We start from the raw sequence: 12,153 nt of genomic DNA on the forward strand, positions 1-12,153 counted from the left end.
CGGGCCTGAATGCCGTGTGTAGCGGGTCCCCCGTCTGTAACTAGTATTGGCCGACGGGGTATTGCCAGCAAAGCCGAAGATTATAGCCCTGTAATCTGCTCTGTCGATGGGTGCGGTCCGATCGCGTTGTCACCGGGCGTATGGCTTGGAATTTGCATGGGGCCCGGTGGCGCTGATTCGATTCATCCCCCCGTTCGTTCCCGCAACCGCCCCGCGCCGGTCTTTCCCCGCGCGGGGCCCCAAGCACGACACCATGGCAATCATGCACCGCGTATCGGGCTGGCTGGGCCGGCTCAGTGTGGGCCGCAAGCTCATGCTCATCTACCTGCTGGACCTGACGGCCGTGATCTACGTCTCGGGAATCCTGATCCACGAGAAATTCCTGGCCATCGATTTCGCGCGCAAGGAGATCGTGGGCACCGCCTATGCCTCGGTGGTGCGCGACGGGCTGATGGGGGCGTTCATGGAGGGCGACGGCATCGCGGGCATCCTGCTGATGGACCGCCTGGCCGCGGTGCGCAGCGATCACGACGGCGCACTCAAGACCGGCGAGCCGGCCGCGCGCTTCGAGGCGCTGCTGCGCCAGTCGGCCACCGGCGACCCGGCGGGGCGTGGAGCGGTGGGCGCAATGGGGGCGGCCGGCGAGCCGGTGCGCGGGCCCTTGCTGCGGCAGGGGCGCGAGCTGCTCACGACCGTGGGCAACCAGTCCAACCTGATCCTCGATCCCGACCTGGACAGCTACTACGTGATGTCGCTGATCCTGCTGCGCTTTCCGGAGCTGCTGCAGGTCACGCACGACACGGCGGCCTTCCTGAATGCGCCCGGCGCCCGCCAGGGCGACCACCGCGCGGCCGAACTGCTCACGCTGGCGGGCCGGCTCGATGCGGTGATGCTGGGCATCGATGCCGACTACGACCAGGCCTTCATCGCTGGCTCGCCCGCGCTGAGGGCGGCGCTGGACGCGCAGCGCGCGGCCTTGCGCCAGGCCGGCAACGACCTGCAGGCGCTGCTGCAGGGCATCGCCCAGGGCGAGGGGCGCACCGCCGCGGCCGAGCTACCCGCGCGCCAGCGTGCGCTGCTGGGCGCGCTGCAGACGGCGTGGGTGCAGGGCACGGCGCAGCTGGACCGCCTGCTCTACGCCCGGGTGGACGACCTCTTTGCGCGCATGTGGCTGCACCTGGGCACGGCCGTGCTGCTGCTGGGCTGCATCCTGAGCCTGGTCACGCTGGTGGCGCGGCAGATCGCCAAGCCCCTGCAGCAGTTGGCTCGTGTGGCCGACGAAGTGCGCCGCAGCGGCGACCACACCCTGCGCGCGCACTGGACCAGCCGCGACGAGATCGGCCGGCTGGTGACGGCCTTCAACGGCATGCTGGCGCAGCTCGACCGCGAGCGCGTGCTGCAGCAGGAGCTGGCCGCCAGCGCGCGCGCCGCCGAGGCCCAGCGCGAGCTGGTGGAGGCGCTGCCCATTCCGATGGTGGTCACCTCCGTGCCCGAGCACGAGGTGCTGCACGCCAACGCCCCGGCCGGCCTTTGGCTGAACGGCACCACGCTAGACCCCTGGCGCACGGGCATGGACCCGGGTGTGCGCGCACGCTTTTTCCAGCGGCTGGCCGACCAGGGCGTGGTGGACGAGTTCGAGGTGCGCTGGAAAGGCAGCGCCGAGCCGCTGTGGGCCGTGCTGTCGGCGCGGCGCCTGCACTTCCAGGGGCGCGATGCCATGCTGACCGCCTTCACGCCCATCAACGTGCTCAAGGTGATGGAGCAGCGGCTGGAGCTGTGGGCCAAGGTGTTCGAGGCCTCGTCCGAGGGCATCATCATCATGGCTGCGGACCAGAAGATCCTGAGCGTGAACAAGGCGTTCTGCCGCAGCACGCATTACGACTTCTACGAGGTGATCGGCGAGAACCTGGGCTTCCTGCTGGAGGACCCGGGCGAGCCGCCGCTGGGCGCGCGCATCGCCCGCACGCTGCTGGACAAGGAGTCCTGGCAGGGCGAGGTGCGGTTCCGGCGCCGCTCGGGCGAGACCTACCCGGCCTGGCTGATGGTGTCGGCGGTGCGCGAGGGCGGCAAGGGCGGCGCCGTGGCCAACCACATCGGCATCGCCATCGACATCACCGACCGCAAGCGCAACGAGGAGCGCATCCAGTTCCTGGCCCACCACGACGTGCTCACCGAGCTGCCCAACCGTTCGCTGTGCGTGCAGCGGCTGCAGGCGGCCATCGCGCATGCCGCCATCACGGGCGAGCGCGTGGCGGTGCTGTTCATCGACCTGGACCGCTTCAAGTCCATCAACGACACGCTGGGCCACCACATCGGCGACGGGCTTTTGCGCTCGGTGGCGGCGCGGCTGCTGCAGGCCGTGCGCACGCACGACACCGTGAGCCGCCTGGGCGGTGACGAGTTCGTGATCGTGATGCGCGACGTGGAAGGCCCGGACGACGTGCTGCAGGCCGTGGAGCGCCGGTTGATCCCGCTCATCCGCCAGAGCCACCCGGTGCAGGGGCACGAGCTGAACGTGTCGTGCAGCGTGGGCATCGCCGTGTACCCCGACGACGGCACGGGGCTGGACGAACTGATGCGCCGTGCCGACGCCGCCATGTACGAGGCCAAGACCACCGGCCGCGACATGGCGCGCCTGTATTCGCTGGAGACCGACCGGCGCGTGCAGGCCCGCCAGGCCATGGAGCAGATGCTGCGCCGCGCGCTGGAGCGCCACGAACTGGAGCTGCACTACCAGCCGCGCGTGGACACGCGCTCGGGCCGCCTCACGGGCGTGGAGGCGTTGGTGCGCTGGAACCACCCGGTGCTCGGCCAGGTGCTGCCGGGCGAGTTCATCCCCATCGCGGAAGAGGCCGGCCTGATCCGCGCCATCGGCGGATGGGTGCTGGAGCAGGCCTGCCTGCAGTGGGCCCGCTGGCAGGCCGGGCCGGGCGCTGCCGCGATGCCCGCCGGTGCCCCCGCGGTGCCCTCCGGCACTGCCGCCGCCTCCGTCCAGGACGCCCGCCGGGTGCGGCCGCCCCTGGCCCTGGGGGGGCTGCCGGTGTCGGTCAACCTCTCGGCCGCGCAACTGGCCGACCCGGCGCTGGTGCCCGACATCCGCACCCTGCTGGCGCGCTGCGGCATGCCGCCCCGGTGGCTGGAGCTGGAGCTGACCGAATCGCAGCTGATGGAGAACGCAGAGGCCACCCAGCAGCAGCTGGCCGCGCTCAAGGCCCTGGGCGTTCAGCTGTCCATCGACGACTTCGGCACCGGCTATTCCAGCCTGGCCTACCTCAAGCGCTTCGACATCGACAAGCTCAAGGTGGACAAGTCCTTCATCCGAGACATGTTGACCGACGGGGCCGACATGGCCATCACCCGCGCCGTCATCGCGCTGGGCCACACCCTGGGCCTGAAGGTGGTGGCCGAGGGCGTGGAGGACCTGGCCACGGCGCAGGCCCTGGGCTTGCTCGACTGCGACGAACTGCAGGGCTACCACTTCAGCCAGGCGCTGCCCGTGCCGGCGCTGGAGGCATGGGTGCGGGGCTATGGGGGTGAGCGGCCCCGGCTGGCGTTGCTGCCGTCGTGAATCGCGCGCGAATCGGCCGGCGCCTGCGCGCGGTCGTGCAGCCCGTAATCGCGCAGCACCGCCGCCACGCGCAGGCGGTAGTCGGCGAACACGCCTGCGCGGCCGGCGGCCTGCGCATGGCGGTGGCTCTCGCACTGGCGCCACTGCGCCACGGCGGCCTCGTCGCGCCAGAACGACAGCGACAGCAGCTTGCCCGGCTGGCTGAGGCTCTCGAACCGCTCGATGGAGACGAAGCCGTCCATGCGCTCCAGCTCGCAGCGCAGCGCGGCGGCGGTGTCCAGGTAGGGCTGGCGGCCTGCGGCACTGGGCACGACCTCGAAGATGACGGCGATCATGCGGTGGCCCCTGCGGCGGGCGGCTCTCCTGCGGATCCCAGCAGCGACAGCAGCGACAGCGGCGGGTGCGGCGGCAGGGCGGGGCGCTGGAACGTGCCCTCCACCACCTCGGCGAAGGTGCGCTGCTCGCGCAGGATGAAGCGCTGGCGCTGCGCCCGCTCGAAGTTGGCGCAGCCTTGCGGATCGGTCCGCAGCCGTGCGCGGTAGGCCTCGTAAGCGGCCAGGCTGTCGAACGCGATCAGGCCCCAGGCCTCGTCGTTGGTGCCCTCGCTGGGCACGAAATAGCCCAGCAAATGGCCGCCGCAGCGCGGGATGATGTGGCCCCAGTGCGCGGCGTACTCGCGGAACGCGTCGATCTGGAAGGGGTCGAGCCGGTAACGGATGAAGCAGGTGAGGGCCATGGAGGGTTCCTTGAGCAGAAGGTTGGGGAGGCGAAGGCGGAGGGCCGGCGGGGCGCCGCATCGCACGGCAAGGCTGACATTGGGCCGCGTTCCGCGGGGTCGATGCTTCGCCGTGGAACGAAGCATCGCGGCCGGCACCTGCGGCACACTGGCCGGCATGAACACCAACCAGATCGCGCACATCGCCGCGCTCGTCGGCGAGCCGGCGCGCACCGGCATGCTGCTGGCGCTGATGGACGGGCGCGCGCTCACCGCGCGCGAGCTGGCCGATGCGGCGCGCATCACGCCGGCCACCGCCAGCCGCCACCTGGCCCTGCTGGTGCAGGCGCGCCTGCTGTCGGTGCAGAGCCAGGGCCGCCACCGCTACCACCGCCTCGCCTCGGCCGAGGTGGCGCGGCTGCTGGAGGGGCTGATGCAGCTGGCCGCGGGCCAGGCCCCGCCGGCGCGCCCGGTGGCGGTGGGCCCGCGCGATGCGGCGCTGCGCAGGGCGCGCACCTGCTACGACCACATCGCCGGGCGGCTGGGGGTGGCGGTGGCCGAGCATCTGCTGCAAGAGGGCGCGATCGTGTTCGACACCGAGGCGAGCGGGCAGGTGACCGACCGGGCCGCCGCCGTGCTGGGGCGCCTGGGGCTGGACCTGGCGGGCCCGTCCGCCGGCCCGCCGCAGCGGGGTCCGCGCCCGCTGTGCCGCCCGTGCCTGGACTGGAGCGAGCGGCGCCCGCACCTGGCCGGGCGCCTGGGCGCGCTGGTGTGCGCGCACTGCCTGGAGCAGGGCTGGCTGGTGCGCCGCGAAGGCTCGCGCGCGCTCGCCATCACCCCGCCCGGGGCCGCCGCCCTGCAGGGCTGGCTGGGCACCGCGCGCTGGAGCGGCGTGGTGCAAGCGGCATCGCCCGGCGCCTGAAACGACGAGGCCCGATCGGGCCCTGGCCCTTCCTGGCCTGCAGCGGCAGCCGCTCGGCCCGCTGCGCCGGCGCGTCGGCGAAGAATCCACCGGCCCGCTGTCGGCCAACGCGCATGGCCATTAGGCGCTCCATCCGACAGGGCCTGCACGGCCCCCAGCCGCGTAATCGGGGGCCACGCCCCATTGCCCGCCGAGCCCCGCATGCCACCCCCTTCGATCGATCGATTCCGACACCGCCATCCGCTGCGCGCCCGCCCTGGCTTCCTGGAGCGGGCCGCTGCCCCGCACCGCCACAGGCCCGCGTCGAAAGCGGTCCATGTCTGATAAGCCGTCGCCCCCCGCCCAAGACCTGGCCACGCCAGCCAGCAGCGCATCACCCAATGCAGAGCAGGATCCCCCGCCGTCCGGTGGCTGGGGCTCCGTCAGAGCGGTCGCCGGCACCCTGCTGCGGGATCGCCCGGGCGTCACGGTGATCAAGGCGCTGGCCCTGCAGAACAAGCACGACGGTTTCACCTGCTCCAGTTGTGCCTGGGCCAAGCCGCTGCACCCGCATCCCGCCGAGTTCTGCGAGAACGGCGCGAAGGCGACGTCGTGGGAGCTGACGGACCGGCGCCTGGACGCCGCCTTCTTCGATTCCCACGCCTTGGCGGAACTCGCCGGCTGGACCGACCACGCGCTGGAGGCGGGCGGGCGGCTGACGGTTCCTCTGCGCTACGACGCCGGCCGGGACCGGTATGTCGAGGTCTCCTGGCAGGAGGCCTTCGACGGCATCGGCCGGGAGCTGAAAGCGCTGCAGCCCGATGCGGTGGTGTTCTACGCGTCGGGCCGGGCGTCGCTGGAGACGTCGTACCTGTGGCAACTCTTCGCCCGGCTGTATGGGACCAACAACCTGCCCGACAGCTCGAACATGTGCCACGAGAGCACATCGGTCGGCCTCAAGAAGTCCATCGGTTCGCCGGTGGGCACGGTGGACCTGGACGACTTCGACCAGTGCGACGCCATCTTCTTCTTCGGCCAGAACGTCGGCGTGTCCAGCCCGCGCATGCTGCATTCCCTGCAGGACGCGCGGCGCCGCGGCGTGCCCATCGTGACCTTCAATCCGCTGCGCGAGAGCGGCCTGGTGGCGTTCAACAACCCCCAGTCGCCGGTGGACATGCTCACGCCGGGCAGCACCGCCATCAGCACGCAGTACCTGCAGGTCCGGCCCGGGGGCGACATCGCCGCGCTGACCGGCCTGTGCAAGTTCGTGATCGAGGCGGACGATGCCGCGCTGGCGTCGGGCGGCCCCCGCGCCATCGATGCCCGGTTCGTCGCCGAGCACACGCAGGGCTACGACGAACTCGCGCAGGCGATGAGCGCCGCCTCGTGGGCCGACATCGAAAGCGACTCCGGCCTGTCCCGCCCGGCGCTGGAGGAGGCCGCACGCACCTACCTTGCGGCCGAACGCGTCATCGGCATCTACGGCATGGGGCTCACGCAGCACCGCGAGGGCGTGCTGAACGTGCAGATGCTCGCAAACCTGCTGCTGCTGCGCGGCAACGTGGGCAAGCCCGGCGCCGGGCTGTGCCCGGTGCGCGGGCATTCCAACGTGCAGGGGCAGCGCACGGTGGGCATCACCGAGAAGCCGGAACTCGCCCCGCTGGACCAGCTGGCCTCGCAGTTCCAGTTCGAGCCGCCGCGCAAGAAAGGCCTGGATACCGTCGCCGCCTGTCGGGGCATCCTGGACGGTTCGGTGCGGGCGTTCCTCGGCCTCGGCGGCAATTTCGTGCGCGCGGTGCCCGAGACGGCGCTCATCGAGGGCGCGTGGCGCGGGATGCGGCTGACCGTTCAGATCGCGACCAAGCTCAACCGCAGCCACGTGATGCATGGCGAGGTGGCCTACCTGCTGCCGTGCCTGGGCCGGGTGGAGATCGACCGGCAGGCCGGCGGCGAGCAAACGGTGTCGACCGAGGATTCGACGGGTTTCATGCACCCCTCCCGTGGCGTGGCCGAGCCGGCGGCCGCGACGCTGCGCTCCGAGCTGTCGATCGTGGCGGGCATCGCGCAGGCCACCCTCGCGCCGAACGCCCGCGTTCCATGGTCCGGGTGGACCGACGACTACGCCCGCGTGCGGGACGCCATCGCGCTGACCTTTCCCAAGATCTTCCATGACTTCAACCGCCGGTTGGCGGTCCCGGGCGGCTTCGCGCGGCCCATCGCGGCCCGCCATCGGGTGTGGGAGACCGACAGCGGCAGGGCCGCCTTCGTCGCGCCCGGCGGCCTGCAGGCCGATCCGGACCAGGTTCCCACGCCCGTGGACGGCGAGGTGCTGCGCCTTTTCACGATCCGCAGCGACGACCAGTTCAACACCACCATCTACAGCCTGAACGACCGCTTTCGCCGGATCGAGGGCACGCGCCAGGTGCTGTTGATGAATGCCCACGACATCGAACGGCTCGGCCTGCAGGCCGGCGCCCGGGTGACGGCGCGCACGCAATGGCGCCAGGACGACGTCCGCCGCGAGGTGGCCGGACTGACCGTCCTGGCCTACGACCTGCCGCGCGGTGCCGTGGCGGGCTACTACCCCGAACTCAACCCGTTGATGCCCCTGGACCACCACGCCAGGGAAAGCCACGTGCCCGCCGCCAAGTCCATTCCCGTCCGCCTGTTCCCAGGCTGATGCGCCCGCCCCCACCCTCTCACTGCCAAGGACCCGCCATGCGCCAAGACCCCGCCAGCCAGTCGCCCGTACGCTACCACCCCGCCGTCGAGCAGGCCGATCCCGACGAGCCGCAGGTGTTCGCCGACCTGGACCAGACGCTCGCCAAGATCCGCGAGACGACGTTCGAGCACAGCGGCCACGCGCGCCGCAGCGTCCATGCCAAGGCGCACGGCGTGCTGCGGGCGCAATTGACGGTGCTGCCGGACTTGCCCGAGCCGCTCGCCCAGGGGCTGTTCGCACGGCCCGGCACGTACGACGCGATCCTGCGGTTCTCCACCAACCCGGGCGACGTGCTGGACGACAAGGTGTCCCTGCCCCGGGGCCTGGGCTTGAAGGTCCTCGGAGTCGAGGGCGAGCGGCTCCCGGGTTCGGAGTCCGACACCACCCAGAATTTCGTCTTTGCGGACAGCCCGGTCTTCGCTGCGCCCACGGCCCGGAAATTCCTGAGCAACCTCAAGCCCCTGGCGGCCACGACCGATGTGGCGCAGGGGGCCAAGAAAGCGCTGTCGGCCACCCTGCAGGTGGCGGAAAGGGTCGTCGAGGCCTTCGGCGGCAAGAGCGGCAAGCTGATCTCGCTGGGCGGCCATGCCCCGACGCACGTGCTGGGCGCCACCTTCTTCTCGGGCGCGGCCTTGCGGCACGGCCAGTACATCGCCAAGCTGTCGCTGGCGCCGGCATCGGACGCCTTGAAGGCGCTGGTGGACCAGAAGGTCGATCTCGACGGCCGGCCCGATGGCCTGCGCGAGGAGGTGGTCCGCTTCATGGCGGTGCACCCCGCGCAGTGGGACCTGCGGGTGCAGCTGTGCACCGACCTGGAGTCGATGCCGGTCGAAGACGCGTCCGTGGAGTGGCCGCAGGAACAGAGCCCCTACATCACCGTGGCCCGGCTGGTGGCGCAGCCGCAGACCGCGTGGAGCGAGGCCGTGGCCGCCGTGTCGGAAGACGGGCTCTTCTTCAGTCCCTGGCGCGGTCTGGCGGACCACCAGCCCCTGGGCAATGTGATGCGCGCCCGCAAGCTGGCGTACGAACGCTCCGCGCAGTTTCGCGCGGACCGCAACCAGACGCCGGTGCGCGAACCGAGCGAAATTCCGCCGTCCATCGGGCGTGCATGACCGCAGGCCCTGGCCTCTTGCCGGGGCCCGGACTGCCGCCGGTGCCCGTGCCGGCGGGGCTCAGCCGCCCGGCAGCGCCTGCGCGCAGGCGTGCGCGCTGGCCCAGGCCCACTGGAAGTTGTAGCCCCCCAGCCAGCCGGTCACATCGACCACCTCGCCGATGAAGTACAGCCCCGGCTGGGCCTTGGCCTCCATGGTCTGCTGCGACAGCGCGCGCGTGTCCACGCCGCCCAGCGTCACCTCGGCCTTTTTGTAGCCCTCGGTGCCCGTGGGCACCAGCTCCCAGCGCGACAGCCGCTCGGCCAGGCGCGCCAGTGCCTTATCCGAGGCCTCGTTGATGGGCCGCTGCCAGTCCGCATCCTGCTGCACCCAGGTGTCGGCCAGCCGGCTGGGCACCAGCGCGGCCAGTTCGTTGGCGACGAGCCTTCTCGACCGGGCCTTGGCCTGCGCCAGCAGGGCGGGCAGGTCGGTGCCCGGCGCGAGGTGGATGGACAGCGGCAGGCCCTCCTGCCAGTAGCTGGAGATCTGCAGCACCGCCGGGCCCGACAGGCCCCGGTGGGTGAACAGCAGGTCTTCGTGGAAGGTCATGCGCGCCTTTTTGGCGCCGGTGGAAATCTCCACCGGCAGCGCCAGCCCCGCCAGCTGGGCGTAGGGCGCCCAGGCATCGCCATCGAACGTCAGCGGCACCAGCCCCGGGCGACGCTCCACCAGCGCAATGCCGAACTGCTGGGCGATCCGGTAGCCGAAGTCGGTGGCCCCGATCTTCGGGATGGACAGGCCGCCCGTGGCCACGACCACGCTGCGCGCCTCGACCGTCCCGCGATCGGTATCGATTTGATAGCAGTACCCCCTAGTGGAATCTGTGCCAGGGGCCGAAAACACCACATGCTTGATCCGGCATGGCTGCCAGCGCTCCACGCCACCCGCGGCGCATTCGGACAGCAGCATCTGGATGATGTCCTCCGCCGAGCGGTCGGCGAACAGCTGGCCCTTGTGCTTTTCGTGGTGGGCGATGCCGTGCCGGTCCATCAGCGCGATGAAGTCGGCCGGCGTGTAGCGCGACAGCGCCGAGCGGCAGAACTGCGGGTTCTGCCCCACGAAGTGCTTGTGCGGCGCGGCCGGGTCCAGGTCGCGGTTGGTGAAGTTGCAGCGACCGCCGCCCGAGATGCGGATCTTCTCGGCCACCTTCTCGGCGTGGTCGATCAGCAGCACCGAGAGGCCGCGCTGCCCCGCCTGCGCGGCGCAGAACAGGCCCGCCGCGCCGGCGCCGATGACGACGGCGTCGAAGCGCCGCGCGGTGCCTGCCGTGGTCATGGACGCCACTAGCCCTTCCACGTGAACGGGAATTTCAGCTGCTTCATGAAGCCGTTGGGCACGTAGTCGCCCAGCACGCCGTAGTGCTCGGGCCAGAGCTTGGTGCTCTTGACCGCCGTGCCGAAGGCGTAGTCGATGAAGGCGAAGTGCGCGGCATAGTTCCTGTCCAGCGCCTCCTGGTCCTGGCTGTGGTGCCAGTGGTGGAAGTTGGGCGTGACGATCAGGTAGCGCAGCGGCCCCAGCCGCACGCTCACGTTGGCATGGTTGAACACCGCCTGGAAGCCCACGATCACGATGTACGCGTCGATCACCTCCTTGGAAAAACCCAGCACGTAGATCGGCGCAAGCACCAGCGTGCGGGTGATCAGCAGCTCCAGGATGTGCTGGCGCGAGCCGGCCATCCAGTCCATGCTCTTCACGCTGTGGTGCACCGCGTGCAGTCGCCACAGCACCGGCACCTCGTGGTAGGCCCGGTGCGTCGCGTACTGCACCAGGTCGGCCACCAGCACGATCAGGAACAGCGCCACCCAGAAGTTCAGCCCCTGCACCCAGCCGCGGATACCGTCGCTCGCCGCCCAGCCGAAGAATTGGTGCACCATCAGGTTGGTGGCCAGCAGCACGAAGCCCACCACCATGTGGTTCACGATGAAGTGGTGGAAATCGGTCTGCCACTCGGCGCGGAACACCGGCTGGTCGCGCCGCAGCGCAAACAGCTTCTCGATGAAGATGAAGATCAGCGCGCTGCCCAGCAGGTCCAGGATGAACCAGTCCAGCCCGATGTAGGGCGTGTTGTCCGCGAAGTCGTTCACCGGCACCTTGTGCCCGCCCAGCAGCGCGGTGGACACCACCAGCAGGAAGGCCGCCGCCGACAGCCAGCGCGAGCGGTTGAACAGCATGTTGACCAGGGAGATGCCGCCCGCGGCCACCAGCGCGGCCAGCATGATCATGCGGATCACGTCCACGTTGTAGCTCTTGCGCAGCTCCGGCGTGGTGAGGTATTGGGGAAAGTGGAAGGCCAGCACGCCGAGCATGCACAGGATGGCCAGCGACAGGGCGATCACGCCCGAGACCATGCCGCGGCCGGTGCGCAGTTCGCCGTGGCTGGCGGTGAGTTCGTTGAGTTTGTCGAGCATTTTTTCTCCGGGCGGGAACGCCGGGCGCGAGTGTAGCGAAGCCGCATCACCGGCCCCGAAAGCGCCGCGCCGGGCCCGTGCCGCGGCCCTGCGCGCTTTTAGAATCGCGCGCCATGACGATCAACCTCCCGGCCAATCAGCTCAGCATGACGGTGCTGATGTCCCCCGACATGGCCAATTTTTCGGGCAACGTGCACGGCGGCGCGGTGCTGCGGCTGCTGGACCAGGTGGCCTATGCCTGTGCCACGCGCTACTCGGGCTGCTACGCCGTCACGCTCAGCGTGGACCAGGTCACCTTCCTGCAGCCCATCCACGTGGGCGAACTGGTCACTTTCCTGGCCTGCGTGAACTACACCGGCAACTCGTCGATGGAGGTGGGGATCAAGGTCGTGGCCGAGAACATCCGCACGCAGGTGGTGCGCCACGTGAACAGCTGCTTCTTCACCATGGTGGCCGTGGACGAGGACCGCAAGCCCGTCGCCGTGCCGCCCCTGTCGCCCTCCACCGCCGACGAGCGCCGCCGCTGGGAGGCCGCGCTGCTGCGCAAGGCGGTGCGCAAGGAGCAGGCCGAGCGCTTCGAGCAGGTGCGGCTGGCGGCCGCGGGGCCGGCGGCCCGCTGAGGCCGGCAGTAAGCCGGCAGGAGGCCCCACGGCCCTGCGCCAGGGCATGCAAGGCTTCGCACCGTGGC

At 70.7% G+C, this 12,153-nt stretch carries 9 protein-coding genes; 5 read left to right on the top strand and 4 right to left on the bottom strand.

Annotation, left to right across the window (positions count from 1 at the left end):
* Nucleotides 1-253 precede the first annotated feature (253 nt).
* On the top strand, nt 254-3,568 hold the full coding sequence (locus M5C96_RS07605; protein ID WP_272568279.1) for an EAL domain-containing protein: 3,315 nt from the start codon (nt 254-256) through the stop codon (nt 3,566-3,568).
* On the opposite strand, the gene M5C96_RS07610 is transcribed toward M5C96_RS07605, so the two are convergent.
* Entirely contained in the window at nt 3,526-3,903 is a 378-nt protein-coding gene (locus tag M5C96_RS07610) for an antibiotic biosynthesis monooxygenase family protein (RefSeq protein WP_272568280.1), read from the bottom strand. The two genes, M5C96_RS07605 and M5C96_RS07610, sit on opposite strands and share 43 nt — an antisense overlap.
* Nucleotides 3,900-4,304, bottom strand: coding sequence for an NIPSNAP family protein (locus M5C96_RS07615; protein ID WP_272568281.1), 405 nt, complete (start codon nt 4,302-4,304; stop codon nt 3,900-3,902). The genes M5C96_RS07610 and M5C96_RS07615 overlap by 4 nt, the downstream gene beginning before the upstream one ends.
* A gap of 157 nt (nt 4,305-4,461) precedes the next feature.
* Between M5C96_RS07615 and M5C96_RS07620 the strand changes: the two genes are divergently transcribed.
* From M5C96_RS07620 to M5C96_RS07630, 3 genes are all read left to right on the top strand, one after another.
* Nucleotides 4,462-5,205 carry an ArsR/SmtB family transcription factor gene (locus M5C96_RS07620; RefSeq protein ID WP_272569653.1) on the top strand — a complete coding sequence of 248 codons (744 nt, stop codon included), beginning with the start codon at nt 4,462-4,464 and terminating at the stop codon, nt 5,203-5,205.
* 316 nt (nt 5,206-5,521) lie between these two features.
* Nucleotides 5,522-7,864, top strand: coding sequence for an FdhF/YdeP family oxidoreductase (locus tag M5C96_RS07625; protein WP_272568282.1), 2,343 nt, complete (start codon nt 5,522-5,524; stop codon nt 7,862-7,864).
* A gap of 38 nt (nt 7,865-7,902) precedes the next feature.
* Nucleotides 7,903-9,018 (top strand): catalase family protein, encoded by a 1,116-nt coding sequence (locus M5C96_RS07630; RefSeq protein ID WP_272568284.1) that lies wholly within the window; start codon nt 7,903-7,905, stop codon nt 9,016-9,018.
* A gap of 60 nt (nt 9,019-9,078) precedes the next feature.
* Here M5C96_RS07630 and M5C96_RS07635 read toward each other — a convergent pair whose 3' ends face one another.
* Both M5C96_RS07635 and M5C96_RS07640 read right to left on the bottom strand, forming a co-directional pair.
* Nucleotides 9,079-10,332, bottom strand: coding sequence for an NAD(P)/FAD-dependent oxidoreductase (locus M5C96_RS07635; RefSeq protein WP_272568285.1), 1,254 nt, complete (start codon nt 10,330-10,332; stop codon nt 9,079-9,081).
* Nucleotides 10,333-10,340: 8 nt separating this feature from the next.
* Nucleotides 10,341-11,465 carry a sterol desaturase family protein gene (locus tag M5C96_RS07640; RefSeq protein ID WP_272568286.1) on the bottom strand — a complete coding sequence of 375 codons (1,125 nt, stop codon included), beginning with the start codon at nt 11,463-11,465 and terminating at the stop codon, nt 10,341-10,343.
* 119 nt (nt 11,466-11,584) lie between these two features.
* Here M5C96_RS07640 and M5C96_RS07645 point away from each other — a divergent pair, with 119 nt between their 5' ends.
* Nucleotides 11,585-12,085, top strand: a complete 501-nt coding sequence (locus M5C96_RS07645; protein ID WP_272569655.1) for an acyl-CoA thioesterase — start codon at nt 11,585-11,587, stop codon at nt 12,083-12,085.
* The last annotated feature ends 68 nt before the right edge of the window (nt 12,086-12,153 follow it).

It is taken from the genome of Acidovorax sp. GBBC 1281 (assembly GCF_028473645.1).
Lineage (GTDB): Bacteria > Pseudomonadota > Gammaproteobacteria > Burkholderiales > Burkholderiaceae_C > Paracidovorax.

Excerpts from the sequence above, each read along its gene's own strand:
- M5C96_RS07630 (WP_272568284.1), top strand. The coding sequence starts at position 7,903 with ATGCGCCAAGACCCCGCCAGCCAGTCGCCCGTACGCTACCACCCCGCC.
- M5C96_RS07605 (WP_272568279.1), top strand. The coding sequence starts at position 254 with ATGGCAATCATGCACCGCGTATCGGGCTGGCTGGGCCGGCTCAGTGTG.
- M5C96_RS07635 (WP_272568285.1), bottom strand. The coding sequence starts at position 10,332 with ATGACCACGGCAGGCACCGCGCGGCGCTTCGACGCCGTCGTCATCGGC.
- M5C96_RS07620 (WP_272569653.1), top strand. The coding sequence starts at position 4,462 with ATGAACACCAACCAGATCGCGCACATCGCCGCGCTCGTCGGCGAGCCG.
- M5C96_RS07615 (WP_272568281.1), bottom strand. The coding sequence starts at position 4,304 with ATGGCCCTCACCTGCTTCATCCGTTACCGGCTCGACCCCTTCCAGATC.
- M5C96_RS07640 (WP_272568286.1), bottom strand. The coding sequence starts at position 11,465 with ATGCTCGACAAACTCAACGAACTCACCGCCAGCCACGGCGAACTGCGC.
- M5C96_RS07610 (WP_272568280.1), bottom strand. The coding sequence starts at position 3,903 with ATGATCGCCGTCATCTTCGAGGTCGTGCCCAGTGCCGCAGGCCGCCAG.
- M5C96_RS07625 (WP_272568282.1), top strand. The coding sequence starts at position 5,522 with ATGTCTGATAAGCCGTCGCCCCCCGCCCAAGACCTGGCCACGCCAGCC.